Source organism: Shewanella sp. NKUCC01_JLK (assembly GCF_019345615.1).
In the GTDB taxonomy this organism is placed as follows: Bacteria; Pseudomonadota; Gammaproteobacteria; order Enterobacterales; family Shewanellaceae; genus Shewanella; species Shewanella oncorhynchi.
The window spans coordinates 337,048-359,573 of the sequence record NZ_JAHKRD010000001.1 but is presented as its reverse complement, the minus strand read 5'-3'; the positions used below and the strand labels follow the sequence as shown (position 1 = coordinate 359,573).

Annotated in this window: 16 protein-coding genes; 11 read left to right on the top strand and 5 right to left on the bottom strand. The window is 45.4% G+C overall.

Going from position 1 to position 22,526, the window contains the following annotated elements:
• Nucleotides 1-17: 17 nt before the first annotated feature.
• The gene (hyaB, locus tag KO537_RS01595) at nucleotides 18-1,721 is read right to left on the bottom strand and encodes a nickel-dependent hydrogenase large subunit (RefSeq protein WP_028760177.1); all 1,704 of its coding nucleotides are present in this window, start codon (nucleotides 1,719-1,721) and stop codon (nucleotides 18-20) included.
• A gap of 3 nt (nucleotides 1,722-1,724) precedes the next feature.
• Nucleotides 1,725-2,861, bottom strand: a complete 1,137-nt coding sequence (gene hyaA / locus KO537_RS01590) for a nickel-dependent hydrogenase small subunit (RefSeq protein ID WP_028760176.1) — start codon at nucleotides 2,859-2,861, stop codon at nucleotides 1,725-1,727.
• 384 nt (nucleotides 2,862-3,245) lie between these two features.
• Between hyaA and KO537_RS01585 the strand changes: the two genes are divergently transcribed.
• The 10 genes from KO537_RS01585 (at nucleotide 3,246) to KO537_RS01540 (ending at nucleotide 15,452) form a co-directional block, all read left to right on the top strand.
• On the top strand, nucleotides 3,246-3,713 hold the full coding sequence (locus KO537_RS01585; protein WP_028760175.1) for a TlpA disulfide reductase family protein: 468 nt from the start codon (nucleotides 3,246-3,248) through the stop codon (nucleotides 3,711-3,713).
• A gap of 3 nt (nucleotides 3,714-3,716) precedes the next feature.
• Nucleotides 3,717-3,935: a DUF4266 domain-containing protein gene (locus KO537_RS01580; protein WP_028760174.1), complete on the top strand. Its 219-nt coding sequence runs from the start codon at nucleotides 3,717-3,719 to the stop codon at nucleotides 3,933-3,935.
• A gap of 164 nt (nucleotides 3,936-4,099) precedes the next feature.
• The gene (locus KO537_RS01575) at nucleotides 4,100-5,419 is read left to right on the top strand and encodes a DUF3570 domain-containing protein (RefSeq protein ID WP_173496597.1); all 1,320 of its coding nucleotides are present in this window, start codon (nucleotides 4,100-4,102) and stop codon (nucleotides 5,417-5,419) included.
• Nucleotides 5,420-5,549: 130 nt separating this feature from the next.
• Entirely contained in the window at nucleotides 5,550-6,458 is a 909-nt protein-coding gene (locus KO537_RS01570) for an FAD:protein FMN transferase (protein ID WP_173245239.1), read from the top strand.
• A gap of 20 nt (nucleotides 6,459-6,478) precedes the next feature.
• A complete protein-coding gene (locus KO537_RS01565; RefSeq protein ID WP_028760171.1) occupies nucleotides 6,479-7,138 on the top strand; it encodes a response regulator transcription factor in 660 nt (219 codons plus the stop codon).
• Nucleotides 7,139-7,222: 84 nt separating this feature from the next.
• Complete coding sequence (locus tag KO537_RS01560) at nucleotides 7,223-8,620, top strand: ATP-binding protein (RefSeq protein WP_173245233.1); 1,398 nt, start codon at nucleotides 7,223-7,225, stop codon at nucleotides 8,618-8,620.
• A gap of 490 nt (nucleotides 8,621-9,110) precedes the next feature.
• Nucleotides 9,111-10,739 carry a glucan biosynthesis protein G gene (locus KO537_RS01555; RefSeq protein ID WP_049821716.1) on the top strand — a complete coding sequence of 543 codons (1,629 nt, stop codon included), beginning with the start codon at nucleotides 9,111-9,113 and terminating at the stop codon, nucleotides 10,737-10,739.
• A 23-nt stretch (nucleotides 10,740-10,762) separates the two neighbouring features.
• Complete coding sequence (gene mdoH / locus KO537_RS01550; RefSeq protein ID WP_219233704.1) at nucleotides 10,763-12,946, top strand: glucans biosynthesis glucosyltransferase MdoH; 2,184 nt, start codon at nucleotides 10,763-10,765, stop codon at nucleotides 12,944-12,946.
• A 198-nt stretch (nucleotides 12,947-13,144) separates the two neighbouring features.
• Complete coding sequence (locus KO537_RS01545; protein WP_251070994.1) at nucleotides 13,145-14,749, top strand: L,D-transpeptidase family protein; 1,605 nt, start codon at nucleotides 13,145-13,147, stop codon at nucleotides 14,747-14,749.
• 154 nt (nucleotides 14,750-14,903) lie between these two features.
• The gene (locus KO537_RS01540; RefSeq protein WP_028760165.1) at nucleotides 14,904-15,452 is read left to right on the top strand and encodes a DUF882 domain-containing protein; all 549 of its coding nucleotides are present in this window, start codon (nucleotides 14,904-14,906) and stop codon (nucleotides 15,450-15,452) included.
• Here the strand turns inward: KO537_RS01540 and KO537_RS01535 are convergent.
• Nucleotides 15,403-15,834: a hypothetical protein gene (locus KO537_RS01535; RefSeq protein WP_028760164.1), complete on the bottom strand. Its 432-nt coding sequence runs from the start codon at nucleotides 15,832-15,834 to the stop codon at nucleotides 15,403-15,405. The two genes, KO537_RS01540 and KO537_RS01535, sit on opposite strands and share 50 nt — an antisense overlap.
• A gap of 303 nt (nucleotides 15,835-16,137) precedes the next feature.
• Between KO537_RS01535 and rplY the strand changes: the two genes are divergently transcribed.
• Nucleotides 16,138-16,425: a 50S ribosomal protein L25 gene (gene rplY, locus KO537_RS01530; RefSeq protein WP_028760163.1), complete on the top strand. Its 288-nt coding sequence runs from the start codon at nucleotides 16,138-16,140 to the stop codon at nucleotides 16,423-16,425.
• Nucleotides 16,426-16,616: 191 nt separating this feature from the next.
• Here the strand turns inward: rplY and KO537_RS01525 are convergent, their stop codons facing one another.
• Nucleotides 16,617-20,606 (bottom strand): translocation/assembly module TamB domain-containing protein, encoded by a 3,990-nt coding sequence (locus KO537_RS01525; RefSeq protein WP_219233703.1) that lies wholly within the window; start codon nucleotides 20,604-20,606, stop codon nucleotides 16,617-16,619.
• Complete coding sequence (locus KO537_RS01520; protein WP_173245224.1) at nucleotides 20,603-22,453, bottom strand: autotransporter assembly complex family protein; 1,851 nt, start codon at nucleotides 22,451-22,453, stop codon at nucleotides 20,603-20,605. Before KO537_RS01520 ends, KO537_RS01525 begins: the two co-directional genes overlap by 4 nt.
• Nucleotides 22,454-22,526: the final 73 nt, after the last annotated feature.

The window sequence follows — 22,526 nt, the reverse complement described above, 5'->3', positions numbered from 1 at the left end:
TGCGTTCCCTCCCTCGATTATTGACCATTGGGACTGACACGGAACTCGCTCAATGCTTGGCCTTTGAAATCCATTACGTGTACAGAACACGCCATGCAAGGGTCAAATGAGTGAATAATACGTATCACCTCAAGGGGCTTAGTAGGATCTTCCAGTTTCAAACCAATTAAAGAGGCTTCATAGGGACCCATTTTACCGTTGGCATCCACAGGACCTGCGTTCCAGGTCGTCGGTACCACGGCTTGATAGTTCTCAATCACTCCATTTTTAATGCGGATCCAGTGGCTTAACATGCCGCGTGGCGCCTCGATCATGGCGTGACCTACATACTCTTTATTTGGATCAATATTAGGTTTTACATAGGTAGATTCATCGGACTGGATATTCGTCAACAGCGCATCAAAGGTTTTTAACCCTTCTTGGGCGACGATGACTGTCTGCAACATACGGGCTGCAGTGCGACCTAAAGTGGTAAATAGAGCCGCTACGGGTAGACCTGTGCGAGCGAGCAGGCCATTAACCGAATCCACGACCACCTTGTTACCACGGGCATAACTCACTAATAGGCAGGCGAGTGGACCCACTTCGACGGGTTCACCTTGATAACGGGGAGATTTCACCCATGAGTATTTGCCATCACCATCCAGTGTTGGTAATTTGCCGTAGACAGTGTCGCGTTCAACAAAACCCGTGTAATTAGGAATCGTTGTACCGTCATAGGGATGTTGCGGTGCATCGGCGCTATACCAAGCGTGGCTGACGTCTTCGGCAATCAGATCTGGATTCACATCACTGACGCCGGCAAGGTCGCCATTCATGATCACGCCTTGATTAAACATGTATTCGCCATTGGCTAACACAAAGTCATCGGTTGCCATGAAGTTTTTCACGTTTACGCCGCCCAACACGCTAGGTTCAGTACCAAAGGCTTCGGCCGCCATCACGATATCTGCTTGATAGGCACGCAGAATAAAGTCAGTTACTGTCGCATGTTTTTGCTTCCATTCCTGCAGGCGAGCAGGGCTGAGCATGTCGCGCACCGAAGTCACACCACCGACAACAACGGATTGTGGATGTGGTGATTTGCCACCAAAAATGGCTAGCATTTCTGCCGCAACACGTTGTACTTCAAGCGCTTTAAGGTAATGAGATAGCGCGATAAGGTTTTGCTCTGGGGTAAATTTATAGGTGCCGTTGCCCCAATAAGCGTTGGCAAATGGACCTAATTTTCCCGTTTCGACAAAGCCTTTAACTCTTTCTTGTACCGCTTTTAAATCACCTTCACCCGCCGCTATGGGATGGTCTGTGTATTTCAGGGCAACTTGTGCCGCTTTAGCAGGATCGGCGCTCAGTGCAGAAACCACATCAACCCAATCTAAGCCGTGTAGATGGTAGAAATGCACAATATGGTCATGCATGTATAAAGAGGTTTGCATTAATGAACGTAAGTATCTTGCGTTCAATGGAATTTGAATTCCTAACGCATTTTCAACCGCTTCAGTACCGCAGCGGTAGTGGGAATAGGTACATACGCCACAGATACGTTGCACAATAAGGCCAACATCCATAGGCGTGCGGCCTTTGAGAATGACTTCAATACCGCGCCAAAGTGTGGAGGATGACCAAGCCTTGTTGATGACGTTATTTTCATCAACTTCGACTTCGATACGTAAGTGACCCTCGATACGTGTGATAGGGTCGATAACAACGCGCTTGCTCATGGGTTATTCCTCCAGCGGTTTGGCAAAAATACTGGCAACGGCATGGGCTCCAATGCCCACCACAGTCGCGCCTAAAATCACCGCACCAATAGTATCTGCGGTCGCATCCAATCCATGGAGGAGTTGACGGCCAAGGGGTTTTTCAAAGTCAGCCATATCGTCCCAGAAGTTAGGTTCTGAGCAACCCATACAACCGTGTCCAGCGAGTACTGGCCAGCTAGTGTGATGGTTAAAGCGCTCGGTTGGGCAGTTGTTGTAGGTGTAAGGGCCTTTACAACCGACTTTATAAAGGCAGTAGCCTTCTTTCGCACCGTGATCGCCAAATTCTTCAACAAACTCACCGGCATCGAAGCGGCCGCGGCGTTCACAGTTATCGTGTACCCGTGCGCCGTAAGCCCATTTAGGTCTATTAAACATATCCAGCGCAGGTAATTTTCCGAACATGATGAAGTACATCAAAGTGCCGACTATGTTCTTTTCACTCGGTGGGCAACCGCCTAAGTTAATCACGGGTTTACTGACCACTTCATGCACGCCTTTCGCCCCCGTTGGGTTTGGATAAGCGGCTTGCACCCCACCAAACGCCGCACAAGTACCGACAGAGATAATCGCGGCGGCGCCTTCAGCAGCATGCTTGATGATTTCTAAACCCGTGTGGCCTTTACAACCCACAGTTAAGAAACTGCCGTTATTTGCAGTCGGAATCGCCCCTTCAACGGCCAGTAAATAGCGGCCCTTGTAGGTTTCGAGTGCATGTTCGAGGTTCTCTTCAGCTTGCCAACCCGCTGCAGCCATTAAGGTTTCGTGATATTCCAAGGAAATATGATCGAAAATCAGTGAGTCTAGATTGGGGGTATCGGTACGAATTAAAGATTCGGAGCAGCCAGTACATTCGGCCATATGTAACCAGATTAAGGGTACACGATCGGCTAATTCTGCAGCTTCGGCTACTAAGTTACTAAAGGGGAGGGGTAATGCGAGCATGCTCGTCACCATGGCACTCCACTTCATAAAATCACGGCGACTAATGCCGTGCTGTTGCATTTTCTCTATCAGCGATTGTTGTTGACGGGGAGCGAATTGGCGTAACGCATCTAAGCGCGCCTTTCCCTGTTCATATAGGGCTGCATGTGTGTCCATGGGTCAACCTTTTTTGTTATTTAAATGTAAATTGGTAAGGGTTTACATAATTGACAGTGCCAGTTTAGGCCGTTGGAGTGTAAAGATTATTGATGTATATCAAGAATTTTTAAGAGATGTGACCGAACTGATTTTGACATTTAATTAACATGACACAGATCTAATTTCACTTTTTCTAATGGGACAAAATGTCTCACATTTGCCATTTTGGATGAAATCGGTCACTTAATCAGCACTCATGTGATTAAGGTGATGCTGATAACTATGGTTCATTCGCGTGGTGAGTTTGGGCGAGCAGGTTAATTAAACTTATATAAGCTTGTTTAAGAAAACCTTAAGATTCAGTTAATAGATTCGAACGTAATCGTTAACGCGGAATATGCTATGAAGAAAATATTATTGTTACTCAGTTTATTGGCCGCAGGCGTACAAGCCGCGCCATCGCTGGACTATCAAGTGTTTAACGCGCAAAACCAAGCCGTTTCCCTGAGTGAGTTTAAAGGCAAAGTCGTCTATGTCGATTTTTGGGCATCCTGGTGTGGCCCTTGCCGTAAATCGTTTCCTTGGATGAATGAAATACAAAAAAAGTATCAAGATCAGGGATTAGCTGTCGTGGCAATCAACCTAGATACAGATAACGAGTTAGCCCAGGAATTCTTAAAACAAGTCCCTGCCAATTTTTCAGTGCGTTTTAACCCCGAAGGTGATGTCGCTCGCAGTTTCGATTTGCTGGGCATGCCGAGCAGTTTTATGTTCAATCGACAAGGTCAGTTAGTACAGCATCATGTTGGCTTTTATGCCGATAAAACCGCTGAATACGAGCAAGAGCTCGTCAATTTACTGAAGGAGTAATTTATGCTTAAACCCGCATTAGTCGCAGTAACGCTCATCATAGGTTTGAGTGGATGTTCAAGTTTAGGAGTGCAGCCGTGGGAGAAAGGCCAGTTGGCCCGCAGCGATATGGCGCTCGACAGTGAAAAGCTCGACTTAGCACTCGATGATCATATTTATTTTAGTAAAGAAGGCAGTAGCGGCGGTCGTGCATTTGCCGGTGGCGGATGTGGCTGTAACTAAACTCTCCGTTGGTGTTATTTGCCCTGAGATGTAACGAATAAATGTAACGCACAGATGTAATGAACAGACGTACTAAAACAAATGTGACGAGCAGATGTTCTAAAATCTGGGGCGAAATCCCGCGGTATTGAATAGATTGAAGTGACCTACAGGTGTTGTCAGCTATGACTCAAAAAAAGAACCCAATAAATACAAGACAATCGAAGCAGATAGCGGGTGCTCTCGCATTAGCCAGTTGTGGACTGTTTGCAACAAGTGGCCATGCGACTGAATTATCTAAAAAAGCTGACGACTGGAAGATCGATGCTGCGTTAATGTATTACGGTGAGCAAGATAGAGTACAAGCCATCGAAGCTATAGGCACAGCGCAAAAAGCCTTTGGCGATGACAGTGTGCTGGATCTCAAACTCGTGGTTGACAGTCTAACGGGTCCTTCAGCATCGGGCGCTGTGGCCCAAAGTACCAGCCAAACGTTTACTCGACCATCTGGTAATGGTCAATATCATGTTTCAGCAGGGGAAACGCCGTTAGATGACACCTTTCACGATACTCGCGTACAAGCCAATGTCGGTTGGAGTGAAGTGCTAACACCAGATTGGAAACTCAATGTTGGCGCATATGGTTCGAAAGAGTTTGATTATATGTCAATGGGCATCAATGCCGGAATTGAGCGAGGGTTTAATAAAGACAACACCACTTTATTTTTAGGTACGGCTTATAGTTTCGATGTGGTTGACCCCGTTGGCGGTCGTCCGGTGGATTTATCTTCGATGGTCATTCGCGATAACTTCACCAGTGAGGAAGCTTATCGCAGCGCATTCGATGCGACTCGTCAAGGTGGCAGTGATAATAAGCAGACCGCGGATGTGATGTTAGGTATCACCCAAGTGCTTAGTCAGCGCTGGTTGTTGCAGGCCAATTACGGCTTGTCGAGTGTGAATGGCTATTTAACTGATCCCTACAAGGTGCTCAGTGTGGTGGATAACAACGGCATTACTCAGGATTTATTGTATGAGAGCCGCCCCGATTCGCGCTTGAAGCACAGTTTTTACGTGATGACCAAAGGCGCATTAGATGCGGGTGTGGTGGATTTTTCCTATCGTTATAATACCGATGACTGGGACCTCACATCGCATACCTTAGAAACCCATTATCGGTATTACTTTACCGGCAATTTCTATGGTCAATTACATCTGCGCTATTACCAACAAACTGCGGCTAACTTCTATCAACCTTTCTTGATGGCTGATACGCCACTGCCAGAGTTTGCCAGTGCCGATTATCGTATCGGTGATATGTCGGCTTATACGATTGGGGTTAAATTTGGCCATAGATTATCGGGCGGTCATGAAATGTCGTATCGCTTAGAGTATTACCAACAGGATCCGAAAAATAACGGCGCTACAATTCCTGGAGAGCTGCAAAACTTCGATCTGTTTCCGACTCAGAAGGCAATTACAGCACAGTTTAGTTATTCTTTTTAATACGAAATAATGCTACTGGCTCAGATAGCAAGGCGTTAAACTGTATGGGTAGCTTAGCTACCCATACTCAATTTACCCCTGAACTTATTCAATCGGAATCCCAGTGGGATGCCATGTGAAGAGGTGATTTATGATGTCGACATCGTCCCTAAAGACCGCACCTTATTCGTTGCAGCGCCGTGATTGGGGTTATGTGGGCGAATTTAGGGCCATGGCGAGTCCCTGTGAAATACTCATTGGGTGCGATCAATTTGATATTGCAGACGATATGTTGGACATGGCTGTCACTGAGGCGCTGCGTATCGAACATAAGTACAGTCGCTTTATTGCGCAGAATTGTCTGTGGCAATTAAACCATGCCAATGGTCATAAGCAGCTTATCGATGAAGAAACCTGGCAGTTATTGGCTTTTGCTAAACAATGTTTTCAGCTCAGTGATGGACTCTTTGATATTTCTGCAGGGCCGTTAATGGAACTGTGGCGCTTTGATCCCAAAGCCCAATTGCCCGAACATGGCCGCATACTTGCCGCGAAAGCCTTAGTGGGGTTTGAGCGTATCGAGTTTGATTCGCGTCATATTGAGATGCCAACAGGTATGAAATTGGATTTTGGTGGTATCGCAAAAGAATATGCGGTCGACAGAGTCGCCTATGAGTTAGCCGAATGCTATCCAGACATTCCAGTGTTAGTGAATTTTGGTGGCGATATCGCTTGTCCCGTGTCTAAAGTGACGCCATGGCAAGTGGGAATTGAAGATCCACGACACCTTGACCACGCTGCGAGTGTACTGGCGATTAGTCAGGGTGCATTAGCGACCAGTGGCGATACGCGGCGATTTTTTGAAGTCGATGGAAAGCGTTACGGCCATATTGTCGACCCACGCACTGGCTATCCCGTTATCCATGCGCCGCGGTCTGTGACTGTGTTAGGGCCAAACTGCGTGACTGCAGGTATGCTCGCCACTATGGCTATGCTGCAGGGGCGAGACGCGGAAGATTTTTTACAGCAACAAGGTGTTAAGTTCAGTATTTTCCGTTAGGGCTCAGTTAAGGACATTGAATGCGTATTATGTTGGTTGAAGACAATGAGTTATTAGCCCAAGGGATTTGCTTGAGTTTGGCAAAGCTGGGCATGCAAGTTGATCACCTTAATAGTTATCAGCAAGCCTTGCTGGGGGTTAAAAATGAAAGCTTCAGTGCCATAGTGCTCGATCTGGGATTGCCTGACGGTAATGGTAAAGAGTTGCTTAAAGCTTGGCGCCAGCAGGGAGTGTCAATTCCCACAATAGTTCTGACCGCTAATACGGATTTTGACACTAAGCTCGAATGTTTAGACATGGGCGCCGATGATTATCTCGGTAAACCTTTTGATGTGCGTGAATTAGCCGCGCGCATTCGTGCTATCGTCAGGCGTCAGTATGGGCTCGATCACAACAGTTTGATTATTGGTGCTTTGTGTATCGATTTAAATACCCGTGAAGTGACCTTTCGCGATCAAAATGTGCTGCTTTCACGGCGTGAATTTCAATTACTGCTCGAACTCGCTCAGTCGGCAGGGCGTGTATTGACCCGCAGCCAGTTAGAACAGTTAACCTATGGCTGGGATGAGGTCGGCAGTAATTCAATAGAAGTGCATATCCACCATCTGCGCAAAAAACTTGCCAATGAATTAATCAAAACCGTGCGTGGAATTGGCTATACCTTGATTGAAATAAATTAATTTGAAGAGTTAAGTGACAAGCTCCACGTTTGTGGGTACTGATAATGCAGTGATGACTTGAAGCATAGTCGTTAGGAAAAAGAAGTGATTCGATTAAAGGGGCTAGATGTGTATTCACTGCGTTTGGTACTGACATTATTAATTTTGTCAGGTATTTCAGTATCCGTCGCTGTATCTAGCTGGTTGAGTACTCGGGATTCTAAGCATCAAATCGAAGAACTCTTCGATGCGCAAATGCTCCAAACCGCTAAAATGTTGGAGTTGTTCTATCATACTGAGCCCAATGCAACAGCTCAGGATCTCGTCATACCCCAAGTGCTCCACGTTCCCGATAGCCAAATCAGTTCCTTTGCCGAAAAGGCCGATGCGCTGAAACTGGCCTATGAGCATAAATTGGCGTTTCAAATCTGGAGTGAGGCGGGTGAAGCCTTAGTTTTATCGGATAATATTGGTCATCAACCTATCAGTCGATTCGTACAGGGTTATCATAAGAAAGTGTTCGAAGGAGAACTCTGGCATGTGTTCAGTTTTTTTTCGGTTAAAAATCATGTTTGGATTGTCACTGCTCAACAGGATGAAGTACGCCAAGAGCTCGTATCGCAAATCATGCATAACGCCGTGATCGTGCCTTTAATGGTAGTGCCTTTAACATTAATTATTGTTAGCTTCTTGTTTTATCTCTTGTTTCGGCCATTAAAAACCTTTGAAAGAGAATTAATTGGACGTGCGCCCAACGATTTGACCCCGTTGACTATGTCATTGCCTAAAGAATTAGTCCCTGTTCGGCGCGCATTGAACTTATATATCAATAGTATCGCGCGATTTATCGCCCGTGAGCGTCGTTTTAGCGCCGATGCGGCCCATGAGCTTAAAACGCCATTATCTGTGATTAAATTACATCAACATGGCTTAGAGAGTCTGATTGATGATGATCCGCAGCAGAAATTCCATTTAGCTGCGATAGATGCTGGCGTCGTGCACATGAGTCATACCGTTGAACAATTACTCGTATTAGCAAGGGTGGACTCGATTAATGAGCTTAATGTGTCATCCCACGCCATTTTGCCTATGGTCGAAGATGCGCTTAATCAATTAATGCCACAAATCACAGATTATGAATGGAATATCGATATCGCATCCAATCTAACGGTGACCTGTGATCGTTTTTATTTGCTACTTGTACTGAAGAATATTATCGAAAATGCCTGTAAATACAGTCCACAAGAATCGGAGATTTCAGTGTCGGCCCATGCTTTGGATGATGAAATCTGTATTTGTGTCGCGGATCGAGGCCAAGGCATGACAGAGCCGCAGATTGCCAATGCGACAGAACGTTTTTATCGTGTGAATGAAAATGAAGGCATAGGCGCGGGATTAGGTTTGTCTATTTGCTATCACATCATAGAATTGCACCAAGGTCGTTTAGTGATTGCGCCTAGGGATCAAGGTGGATTATCTGTGACACTTTTTCTGCCAAAATAGTTCAGGCAATGAAATGTTAAAATAGATCCGCAGTTTCAGTGACATCAGCTCAGTTGTTTTGATACATTTAAGCGGGTAAAATTTTGAAATTTCCTGCTGTCTTAGTGTTAATCCTTAGGCTTACCAACAGATTGATTCGCTTATTGTGATATTTCATCTATGATCATCAACACTTAGTTGAGGTGTAAAAAGGCTCATTTTACTTTCAATAATGTAGCATTTGGATCACTTAATTTGTTTTTGTAACTTTGAAAACAGAAATAAGCATGATAATGTTATTTTAATATTCATTTTTGGTATAAGCTTATTCTCAAATAGTATTGTGTAGAAGGGGTTAACTGCATCTTTATTTATGAGTTTTTTTCTCCTTCTGATATCTTTCGCGATATGTAAGCAACTGTTTTTTTTCATCCCTAAATCAGAGTGAAAAAAATTCACTGTATACATAAAAAACATTGATTTCTTAGTTTATTTTTTAGGTTACCTATCTATGGTTAGCTTGTTGCGTTGCCCATCGTCCAAACCTTATTCGTCACTCATATGTTCACTGACGCTAGGCGCTGTAGTCGCCCTGTCTGGTGTCGCGTACGCTGAAGAGACAAAACCCGCCGAGGCAGTTCCTGTGGTTACTCCACCGAAAGTGATTTCTCAGCCCAGTACAAAAAATCAAATCAGATTCACTAAGACAGGCGCTTTTGATAGCGAAACTGTCGTGAAGATTGCAAAACGTTTGGCAGCGAAACCTTATGTGACCCTCAAAGATCCTTTGCCAGCTGGCCTTGCTAAACTGTCATACGATGAGTACAGAGATATTCGTTTTAACCCGACTGCGTCTATTTGGCGTGATCAGGGCGTGCCATTTCAAATGCAAATGTTCCACCGTGGTTTCTATTTTCAGGATCTGATCGAGATTGCGATTGTAGAAGGTCAGAATGCAACGCACTTAGCCTATGAGCCTAAATATTTCACCGCGGGTGAAGTGATTACTCAAGCGCTACCAAATGATGACATTGGCTACTCAGGATTCCGTATTCATAACCAATTGAATACGAACGGTGTATTTGACGAGCTTATGGTATTCCAAGGTGCGAGTTATTTTCGTGCTTTAGGTAAAGGTAACGCCTATGGCTTATCTTCCCGTGGTTTGGCGTTAAAAACGGCTGACGCTGAAGGGGAAGAATTCCCGATATTTCGCGCCTTCTGGGTTGAGCGTCCACACAATGACAGCAACTTGATTGTTGTGCATGCCTTGTTAGATAGCCCAAGCGTAGCAGGTGCCTATACTTTCTCTGTCCGTCCCGGTGATAACACCTTGATTGATGTAGAAGCGACACTGTTTCCTCGTGTTGAGCTGAGCAAAGTCGGTTTAGCACCAAGCACTAGCATGTTCTTACATTCACTCAATGGTCGTCACGACACCGATGATTTTAGACCTGAAGTACATGATTCTGATGGTTTATTGATGTTAAATGGTCGTGGTGAGCATTTATGGCGCCCATTAGCTAATCCACGTCAGTTACAAGTCAGTGCGTTTTCTGACAATTCGCCTCAGGGATTTGGTCTGATCCAACGTGAGCGTGACTATGCGTCATATCAAGATTTAGAAGCCCATTACGAACGTCGCCCAAGCCTATGGATTGAGCCTGTGGGTAATTGGGGGCAAGGTTCAGTGGTGTTGACTGAAATTCCGACAGAGTCTGAAATTCATGACAACATTGTTAGTTATTGGAAACCACGTCAGCCTATTCCTGCTGGCGGTGAATTTCATTTTGCCTATCGCATGAGTTGGGGTGAAGAACCTGCTGCGAAAGTCGGTGCCGTACATATTTCTCGCTCTGCCAGTGGTCGTGCCGATATTGCTAAGGCGACTCCAAGACGTTTATTTGTGGTCGACTATCAAGTTGAAGGTCCGATGACAGATGAAATGCCAGTCGCTAAAGTTGAAGCTTCTGGTGGTGTGGTCACAAATGTGGTGATTGCCCGTAATGCCGCTAAAAATGGCTATCGCTTAGCTTTTGAATTAGAGCCAGAAGATAAAGATCTTATCGAACTGCGCGCTGAACTTAAGTTCCCAACTCCTCGTCAGGTTGAAACCTGGCTCTATCGCTGGACGCTGTAAGGTTCATGACGGAGCAACATGATATGACTGTATCCGATAACTCGGTACTCGAGACGGAAGTCCTCGTGGGTGGTAGTGCTATGCCAAATGAACGGCCTGGTGCTATGGAACCCCAAAATTTAAGTAAGATGCCAGAGGGATTCCCTCGCCGTAGCACTGTGGCTGATGGGGTACGCTCGCGTACCTACCGTCGTGTGTTTGTGGTGGGTGGGGCTTTATTATTATCTTTGTTTGCTATCTATGAAATGGGGGCGGTATTTAGCATTGGCGGAATTACTCCTCTGGAATATTTAGTGCTAGTGCTGTTTGCGGTTAACTTCTGCTGGATTGCTTTGGCGTTTTGTAGCGGTATTGCAGGTTTTTTAATTTTACTGCGAAAACCGCGGGCAAAAGATTTGCAAGTGACTGAACTGCATACGCGAACCGCGATTTTGATGCCGACCTATAACGAATCTCCTGATAGGGTATTCTCGGCGGTTTCAGTGATGGCTGAAACCTTGTCGCAAACGGGTCATGGTCATGCTTTTGATTGGTTTATCTTAAGTGATACTACCGATCCAGACATTGCTTTGCTCGAAGAGCAGGCATTTCTGGTGCTACGTCAAGAAACCCATAAGCATTCGCGGGTATATTACCGTCGCCGTCGTAAAAACGTCGCCCGTAAAGCGGGTAACGTAGCCGATTTTTGCCGTCGTTGGGGGTCGCGTTATGATCACTTGTTAGTGCTTGATGCCGACAGTTTGATGGAGTCTTCAACCATCACTGGCTTAGCTCAGCGCATGCAGGCCGATCCTGATGCGGGTTTGATCCAAACGATTCCGTCGTTGATCAATGGCACCACTTTAATGGCCCGTTTACAGCAATTTGCGGCGCGTATTTATGGTCCGGTTATTGGTACCGGGTTAGGTTGGTGGGTACAAAAAGAAGGTAACTTCTGGGGCCACAACGCCATAATCCGCACCGAAGCCTTTATGAGCGCGGCGGGATTACCCAACCTTAAGGGTAAGCCACCTTTTGGTGGTCATATCATGAGCCATGACTTTGTTGAAGCTGCGCTGATCCGCCGTGCGGGCTGGAGTGTGGTCATTGCCTATGACTTACCGGGTTCATACGAAGAATGTCCACCGTCGATTATCGACTTAGCCGTGCGTGATCGCCGCTGGTGCCAAGGTAACTTGCAGCATTCGCGTATTTTGCCGACTAAAGGTTTGCACTGGGTAAGCCGTTTACATTTACTGACGGGTATCATGGCTTATTTGTCATCTCCTTTCTGGTTGATGTTGATTTTGACCGGTTTGATGTTGGCTTTGCAGGCACACTTTATTCGACCTGAATATTTCACCGATCAATTTTCACTGTTCCCGACTTGGCCCATCATGGACTCGGATAGGGCATTAAGATTGTTCTACATTACTATGGGGGTTTTGTTTGGCCCTAAAGTATTTGGTGTCTTGTTGCTGCTTAAAGACGGTGAGTTTGCTCGCAGTGTTGGTGGTCGAATTAAAGCGATATTCAGTGTGATCTTTGAGGTCATACTTTCAGCGCTGATTGCACCTATCATGATGTTTATCCATTGTGGTGCTGTGATGTCGATTCTGATGGGGCGTGACAGTGGTTGGTCGCCGCAACGTCGTGATGACGGCAGTATGCCTTGGATGACGTTAATTTATCGTCACCGTTGGCATATGCTGGCAGGTGTGATGTTAGGTTATGCGGCTATTTTGGATTCTTTGACTTTGTTAGCTTGGATGAGTCCGGCGTTGATCGGTCTGTGGATTGCTGTGCCAATTTCGGCATGGACAGGTTCAGTCAAAATTGGCGAAGTGTTCAAGCGTGCCGGTATTCTTGCAACACCAGAAGAACGTAACCCTGCGCAAATTTGTCTGCAAGCGCAAGAGGCGCGCGCCGCTTACCAAAGACACATTGCTGAGCCTTGGACGTTAGCACAGGTACTTAAAGACCCTGCGTTGATGGAATTGCATTTAGCCATGGTGGATAAACAGCCTTTGCGTGCTGCGGGTACACCAATTGAAGCGATGGAAGCCATAGTGCATGTGAAGGTGCATGAAGCTCGTTGTCAACAGAGCGCATTAGCTTTACTCAATCGTCAAGAAATGGCGATGGTGTTGGCAAATCCTTTGATGTTACGTAGCCTACAGAAATTACCAGAGCAATTTGTCGAAGAAGATCTGGTGTCTTTTTGCTAACGAATACTTGATCAGCATATTTATGCGAGTTTGTTTGATATCAATGCCACTGACGACCTCAGTGGCATTTTTCTTTTCATTATCTGGAGTTAACCCCTAGTAATTAATTGATCTCCATGGAATAGTCATATCATAGTGTTGTTGATTGATATACCCGCTGGCTCTCAGGTGACCTTAAAAATAGCTAAGGGAGTATTTATGATATTGAAAAAGATCATTCGCTATTTGCCCCTATCCATGCGTGTAACGCTAAACGTGAGAGAACTCAAATTGATAGAGCAGGAGTTCCACATCGCGAACTTGAAAGCATTGCAGATTAACCCTATGCCGACGAGGCGTAATCTCGCGCAACTATTACTCAGCCTTTTTTTCTGTATTCCAATAATTTTAGTGCCAAAGGTAGGTGCAGCTGATAGCGCTCAATCCCTGACATCAAATTCGAGTATTGCTGCGCAGCCAAATCTTGAGGGTAAAGCTGAAGATCTTACTGCTGTGCTGCCGCTTGCGGCCTTAGTGCCACAGGTGTTGCTATTGGATCTCGCGGGCGTTAATCCAGTATTTGGCCAGCATTATCGTGACTTAACACTTTCTCCTAATAATTTATCTACTGCTGATTTAGTACGAATCCAAGCTGATGTTACCGGTTACTGGCATTATGTGATGACATCCGCTGAATGTAACAACGCTGGAGCCCCAGAGACGGTTTCATCCGTTATTCCAGAGGATCCCCAATATCAAAGGGTGCTTAAGCAAATCGCCCATTTAGTGCAATTGGACACAATTGAACCATGGGAAACTTTAGTGCTAGATGAAAAGTTAACCTTAGGAATGAGTCATCAGATCGTTGATACCATAGCAAAGCGTATGTGGATATTGGGAGACTTAGCCACTGAGCCTAGAGTGAATCAAGTTTATACCGAAGAACTTATGATTGGCATTAAGCGCTTTCAGCAAAAGCATGGGCTAAAACAGGACGGGGTGATAGGTAAGCAGACATTATTTTGGGTGAACCAATCGCCAAGGGCGAGGGCGGTACTATTAGCTAAAAACACTATTCGACAAAGAGTGTTTGAACGTAAATTAGAGCCGAGTTATTTGCTGATTAATGTGCCCGCTTTTGAGATGACGTTGGTCGATAATGGTACGCCAGTGTTAAGTTCCAAGGTTATTGTGGGTAAATCTTCTCGGCAAACACCGATTTTGGACAGTCAGATTTCTAGCGTGGTGCTTAACCCTAGTTGGCGAGTGCCTAGCAGCATTTTACGGCGGGACATTCTGCCGCAAATTCAGCGAAATGGTCATTATCTTAATGAACGTCAATTTGATGTGTACGATTATAACGGTCAACGGGTACAACGCATGCCAGAGGAATGGCAGGCCTTAGCCAGCGCTTCGTTTCCCTATCAGCTTGTACAACGCCCTGGGGCGAAGAATGCATTAGGTAAATATAAGTTTCACTTTGATAACAGTTTCAGTGTCTATTTACATGGAACTTCTGAGCCAAGTCTCTTTAAAAAGGACGATAGGGCACTATCATCTGGGTGTATTCGTATTGAAAAAGCCACTGAATTAGCCCAGTGGTTTAAAGAGCATTTAGTAAAAGACAAACGTTTATGGGACAAGTTAGCCTCTGGTATTACTGAACCTCAGTGGTTTTCACTTTCCGAAAAGTTGCCCGTGCATCTGGTTTACTGGACTGCATGGTTAGACGATAGTGGGCAGGAGCAATACCGTCGCGATATTTATCATTTGGAACCTGAGCTGACGAATGCTGTGCCTGCCACGGTTTTGGAACAACATTAACGTTTTTGTGCTGTAAAGCTGAGCAAGATAACCATCTGAACTCGCTTGGCATTTTGAAATCCTAGTCAGAATGAGGTTGGCAAAACTTGATCTTGGGGCTTATTCAGTATAATTTGCCTTACTAGTGACCAAAAAGCATACAAAAGGTGATCATGTGACTTTAATATGTCCTGCCCGTAGGCAGTTATTGTTAGGCCTTAGTGGTGTGGCATTATGTTCCTTTATTCCCTCAAAAGCGGTTGCCAGCCGTTCAACCAAAGGGATCCGTGAGTTAAGTTTGTTTAATCGTCATACTGGCGAGCGCGATGACGGTAGTTATTGGGTAGATGGTCATTATCAGAGCAAGGTGTTAGACAATTTTAATCATTTGCTGCGGGATCATCGTCAGAATGTGGCAGCGCCTATGGATAAGCGCTTATTTGATTTACTCCACTCGCTCAAAACAACCTTGAATACCAACGATGAAATCCATGTGATTTCCGGTTACCGTTCACCAAAAACCAATGCCATGCTCGTGAGCCACAGTGGCGGAGTTGCTAAGAAGAGTTATCACATGCGCGGCATGGCGATGGACATAGCAATCCCTAGCGTTAAACTAAAAACCCTCAGAGAAGCGGCTTTATCCCTGAAACTCGGTGGTGTGGGTTATTATCCTAATTCTGGTTTTGTGCACGTCGATTGTGGTCCGGTAAGGCACTGGTAGCAATGATCTGTTGTTGGATCTGCTGATAAAAATCTTGTTCCAAAGCTTGCGATTCGATCAAGTAATGTCTGAGCAGCGGGATAAATTGTTGATTGAGTTTGTTCATTTCTCTATGTTGTTGCCAATCACAGATCAATAGGCTGAGACGTTGTGAAAATTGATATTGTCTTTGCCTCTGCGACTCAATATCGACGGACTCAATAATTTGCATAAGTAAGATCAAGCTGCGGTTTTTTTGTTGAGTGCAGGCAAGCAATTCTAAGAATTTTAATTCGAGGGTATTTTGCTGATAAGGAACGGTTTCGATAAGAGAGACGAGTTCACGGGCCAGTTGGCATGAAAGTCTATTTTCTTGTTGTAACTGGTATAGCGCATGACGCATTTTTTGACACAGCAGTTATCGAAATTTGCCCGAGCTTAACAGGCTTCTCAATTTCCCAGTGTGATCTAGATCTCGTGTTTTTTGTTTGAGATCAAAGCCTTTTCTCTGCCGTAACAGCCAAGATACAAGTTCCTCAATTTGATAAATAGCGGTCTGTTTTGCTAACGCTGACGCCGATAAATAGAGGGCTTGCGGTATTCTTGTGCGCCTTGGGTATCTATGTTAGTATTCGCGCGCTTTATATGAGCCGCCATTGGTCGAAAATGCCGGCAACTTTTTACTCTAAATTTAAGTGAGAAACACATGTCTTACACTATCCAAGCACAAACCCGCACTGAAATAGGGAAAGGTTCGAGCCGCCGCCTACGCCATGCTGGTAAAGTACCTGCTGTTATTTATGGCCAAGGCAAAGAGCCAGTTTCTATTGTTTTTGATCACAAAGATATCATTAACATTCAAGCTAATGCTGACTTCTACACTTCTACTCTGACTATCGTTGTTGATGGCAAAGAAGTGGGTGTTCGTGCACAAGCTATGCAACGCCACGTGTTCAAGCCAATCATTGAACATGTTGACTTCGTTTACGCTTAATTGTCGTAACTGAAGCAAAAAGCGCCTAAGGGCGCTTTTTTTGTGGCTGATTTTTAGTTGTTTGTATTTATGGGTAGACACTTAGGCTTTACCCAAACAACCTCAACATACTGTAACTCGTATTTTGAGATTGTTTGGCTAGAGTGATTGGATGCTAATTTTTTAGTGTCAATATCTTGGTATTCATATGGTTACTTGATATTGAAGTTGTAATAGATATCAAGTGATTGGCCTAAAGTGCCTGACACGGTTTCTAGATAGAGTTGTGAGAGCAAGTAATACCTGACTGTCATTTCGTAACCAGGGTTAAATACACCTACTCCGTATTTCACCATTAAGTTATCGCCGATAAAGCCACTGATCGCCACACGCCCTTCATCATTAGTGTCGAGTTGCACGTTAGAGAAACCAAATTCTTCAATGAGTCCTGTCGCGGTATTCCCTAGGTTGTTAATTGCGCCGCCGCCCACCTGTGAGCCTAAACCGAGTGCCGCGCCCATCATCAGCGAGTTATTTTGCTCATTGTTGGCGCTGTTAAAGCCACTGCCTTTGATAATGTAAGACAAGATTTCGGCTTGCTCTTTGGAGGGATTGGAGAATAAGGTCACCACTGGGCGTGATGGCGTGCCTGTGACGCGTACACCTGCCACTAAGTCTTCAGTCTTAATTTCCCGTATCGCTTCAATATTCAGGTTTGGTAATGACGTTGGCCCCACAAATTGCACTTCACCAGTACGGATTTTTAGGGTTTGGCCCATAAACTTGTAGCTACCTTGATTGACTTTGATATTACCGAAGAGCAAAGGAGGACGGAAAGCTTGCTGCTGTAGCTTTAAGGTCCCTTGGAGTTTACCTTTGAGGCCCATACCATCAATTCTGAGTTCGTTCCCCACACTGATATTCAGATCTGCAACGATGGCGTAGGGGCTAGTTTTAGGCTGAGTGGCGGCAATGGAGTCGTCAAATACCACGTCTTCGGAGGCTGCGACACCGCCTTCCGCTAATGGCACAATTTTAATGTTGCCAGAAGGTACTGCTATTTTTCCTTTTACTGCCAGTTGCTTACTGTTGAAGGTTAAGTTGATCGCGGGGGAGACATCGAGAATAGCCAGTGGCGGTTGGATCACGGCGAGCTTATCGCCTTCGAGGGCTAACTCGCCACTAAATTGACCTTGGGGCCATTGCAGTTGACCATTCACTCTGCCTAAACCATTGCCCATCATCCAGCGTCCCTTAAGCTGCGCTTGTTGACCCGCAAATGACATCGACATGTCAATTTTGTCGATTAATGTTGGGTTTGCTGTTAGGGCTAAGGCGCCCTCAGTTAAGGCCATGCTCCCCGATACTTCGGGCGCATCTAGACTACCCGCAAAGTTAAGTTGACTCGTCAGTAAACCTTGCACTGTATTTAATTGAGGGAAAAACTCTCCAAGTGGCTGCAAGTTGATTTGCTTGATGTTGGCATAACCTGACAGGGTGCGATCGGGTGTGACATTGACGTTAATCTCACTCTGCCAACTGGCCACGCCTTCTGATTCAAAATCTAAAACCGTTGCCAGCCGTTTTGCATCTAAGGTCGCTTTTAATGACAGGTTTTGGTAATTAATGGTGACTTCACGATTTTTATCCCGTTTGAGCATAATGCTGCCGGGAGCAAAATCAAAGTTCACATCGGCAGTAGGCTTACGGCCAGCAGCCCATGCAACATTGGCTAATAGCGATGCAGGGCCGTTCCAACGCATATTCGTTGGTAATATTGGGATAAGTAATTGCCCTGGATTACCTGAGTAGCTCACCTGTGCACTGCCTTTTTTACCTATTGGTGTATTACTGTTTAGGCAGATACGGCTATTGGGATTCATGAGGCAAAAGGGCGTAATGCTGCCTTGATTCTTGATTTGGTCCCAAGCCAGATTAATGGTGTTATCGAGCTGCCATAGGCCTACGGGCGTGTTGAGATTTAAACGATCAACATCGAGCTGTAGTCGTGACTTTTTCACATCGTATTGGCTGCTCATCGTTGCATCGAGCCCAAGATCGCCCGTGGCGTTGAGAGTGAGTTTTTGAGCGTTAATGGTACCTTTCGCCCCGAGTGTCACTGTATCTAAATTTTGTTCTGCAATCTGTAAGGTTTTTGATTTTAGCGAGATAGCAAATTCATGTTGATCTAGCGGCTTGTAATAGGCCTTTAAATTAGATTCCTGCAGTTTAATGTTTTGATAGTAAAGTTCTGCCAGCTGCGCTGTAAGCTCGACCTGGGGGTGTTTCTCGTCACCAGTGACATTGATCTGCGCCTGTAGTTGGCCGCTGGCCTTAGGTAACCACAGGCCAAAGTCGGGCACTTGTAATTCACCTTGGAGATCCCAGTTGGCATTGGCTTCGCCTTTGAGTGCCAGAGTTGAACCTAGTACTTTGGCGTTCAGCCCCTTAGCACTGACATACAGGGAATCATTCACACTGATATCCCCTGTAATATCGAAGGGATAACCTTGCAAAGTGCCAGTGAGCTCAGTATCGCTCAGGGATACTTGCCAACGGGGGTCTGCAAATGAGCCTTTAGTGCGTAATTTTCCTGAAATCAAACTGTCCGGTAAACCCGTTGTACTTTGTGCTGTATCCGTTTGTGGCAGCTGTATTTCTTGTAATTTGACGTCATTGATCCAGAGATTGGCGTTCCAGCTAATGGCTTTTTGATAATCGAGTTCGCCCGTGAGCTTGACCTTACCAATCGCGCCCATTACATCAAGATTATTGATGGTTAACTTAGCATCTTGATGATGGATGTCAGTGTCTATGTCGAGCACTTTGTGAAAGGGTGTGATCAGTTGGCCAGTAAGACTCGCCTCTTGCCGAACGAGGTCGCCTTGGCTATCGAGCGTGGCATTGCTTACCGAGTATTCAGGGTTCTTCAGTGGCCACTGAAGCCGTGTCTGTTCAAGTTTCACCTTGTAGGGCAGGTTAGGGTCTTGCAGTGTTATTTGGCCATCTAGCGTAAAGTCGGCATCGCCTTTGGCGACGGCATTCACCTGAAGTTGCCCTAAACTTTGGCTCAGCTTTAACGTTAATACTTGATGAGTGAGATCTGGCAATTCGACTAGTTGGTTAAGGGTGAGATTTGCCTCTAAATCGAGTGGATAATCTTTATCAAGTGTTAGGCTGCCTGTGATATCGACGCTGCCATCGGTGTGGCTGATGGCGAGATGGTCTAAGGTCAATTGGTATTCACGGAAACTGCCTTGTAGTTCTGCATGGCTAAAAACATCTTTACGATCGCCGATTTGCAGTGTGGTGTTGTCTAGCGTTAGGGCATTGACCGTCACAGGGAAAGGCATAAATACCTGTGGCAATTGTGCTAAAGCCCATTCAGCCTCTTTTGGTAGCGACGGACTGGCCGATGGTGTCTGTGTTGTTCCCGCGGCAGTGCTGGGATCTACTGCATTCGTTACCGCTGCCGTGCTAGTTTGTGTTGCTACATCGGTTGATGCAGGGAACAGTATGAATAATCCTTCGCTGGATAGCTGTTTAACCGACAAGCCTTCGGTAAACCATTGTGCTTCTGCGTTAAGACGATTAGCGGTAAATTGCATATCATCCACTTGGATATTAACGCCATTGAGTTCAGCAGAATCTAAAACAATATCAAAGGGTAATAGGAGCTCGCTGGGTTCTTCATCAAGTGGTGCGACAGGTGCTTCGTTTGAGTCTGCAGAAAGCGCTAGGGTATCAATAGTGACATTGACTTTAGCCGCAGATAAGCTATTCACGCATAAGCGTTTTTGCAGTAAACAGGCGGGTTGCCACAGTAAATGCAGATCCTCAAGTTGCACGTTCATTCCGGCCATAGACCAAGCCGCGTGTGATAGGGCTAAGTCTTTGTTAATGGAACCAGAGGTATAAGTCAGTTCAAGATCGGGTACAAATTGATCGGCTAAACCCACGGTAATGCGCGAGCCAAATTCAGTGCCGAGTAATAGGGCGATTAACACTAAAAGCCCCAATGGCACATAGATAATAATCCGAGTCCAGAGTTTGAACTGCCGCCACAGTCTTTGAATGAATGACACCGATGGGGTGACAGAGGTCACTATGGTTTCAGTGGCTTCGGCTTCATTGGCTTCAATGATGGGATTATCAACGATATCTTGTTCGCTTGGCTTATTATGCTCTGGGGGCTGACTCATAGATCTGTCCCCATGGTTAGGTGAATTCGCCATGATCTTTCAATGGTCTCAGTTTCTTTCAATCCGACCCCTAAATCTAATTTGATTGGACCAATCGGGGAGATCCAATGGATACCGCCACCGACAGAGACGACAGGTTCAAATTGATTATTATCGAAGGCGTTACCCGCATCGATAAATGTGCCGACCCGCCAAGTGGGGGTCACATAATATTGATATTCCAAACTACCAACCATTAAATAGCGGCCACCGATAACCTCGCGATTGGTTTTTCCATCGTCAGCAACATAGTCTAAATAGGGGCCGAGTTCTTGATAACCATAACCGCGGACACTCTGATCGCCACCGGCAAAATAGCGAAGTGATGGTGGGATAGAGGCAAGATCATTTTCGTTAGCTAAGTTGGCTGCTAAATCAATACGAGCGACGATTCTGTGGTTATCGAAGAAGGTATCAATCCATTTAAATTTAGCTTGTAAGCGGGCTAGGCGGGTTTCTGATCCTAAATAGGGATCGGCATAGTCTAGGCTGTAAATTTGTCTAAACCCGGATTTAGGATCCAGTGAGTTATCCCCCCGGCTAGTTCGAGAAAAGTTAATTCCTGCCAGATAAAACGACGGCATATAATCGACGTCAGACTGGGTATATTCTTCGCGTATGGCCTCCAACGAATAACTCATTAGCCATTGATTTTCTAGTCTTTGCTGACGTAATAGTCCCAGAAGGTACTTAGTCGACTCGAGCTGGCCTGTGTTACTAAAATCACGATTCTCGGCATCATATACTTGAGTCACACCGTATTTGTCCCGCAGCAAACCGAGGCGGATCTTTAATTGATCGTCTAAGGGATGTGTGAGCGGAATCGTATAAGTGGTTAATAACTTTGGTCTATCGGGCGACCATTCGAGACTGGTTTCTTGGGAATGCCCGTATTTATTGATTTGTGGTGTACGCCAAGTCACGCGCACCCTCGGATCAAAGGCTTGATCTGTTTTGCCAATATCACCACCAAAACCGAGTTCAATTGCGTGACTTGCCTTAGGCGTTAATTCGACTCGCATTGGAATATGGTTATCTTCGACGTTATCGATTTGCGGGATCACTTTGATATTGGCGAAATAACCAGTATCTAATAACTGACGATTCAAGGCGCTTACACGGCGAGTTGAGTATGAAGCACCTTCTTTAAAGGGGATAAGATCCTCTAATATATCGGGTTCTAAGCTATGGCCATCGAAACTGACTTGGCCAAATCGGTAACGTTTGCCTGAATCAAAATGTAAACTTACCTGTGCGGTATTAATATCGCGGTTAACTTTAATTTGTGATTCAGTAAATTCGCCATCGAAGTAACCTCGTGCCAAGGCTAAGGTGACGAGTTGCGATTTTACGTCGCTGTAAACACCGTGATTTAACACATCGCCGGGTTTAATGTTGACCTTTGCGAGCCATTGATCGAAGGCTCGGTCATCAAGCATTTCACCACTAAAATTAATATCGACCCACTGAACAATGGTTGGCTCGCCGGGGCTGATTTCAAGTTTTAATTCCCACGGTCCCTTGTCATGCTCAATCAGCTTTTCTTCTACTTCACCGTGATAGTAGCCCATGGATTCTAAGGCGGTGCTGATATTGTCATCGACATTAAACAAAAAGGCACGGCGCTGCACCTCAGATTCAGGTAAAGCGCCTAAGTGAGCAACTATGTTGCTTCGAAGCGCTTCATTTACGCCTGTAACAGATAATTTGATAAAATCATCTGCTGCCGCGACTGATGTGACTGAAATCAGACTCAGAAACAAGCAAAGACGAATGTAATGTGAGGTGATTTGCAAAAATGGCTGCACTTTATAGTCCCTGTGATTTGGCATCATTGTCGCCAGAATAAAACCAACAGGCAAGGAGATGATTGAAATTACA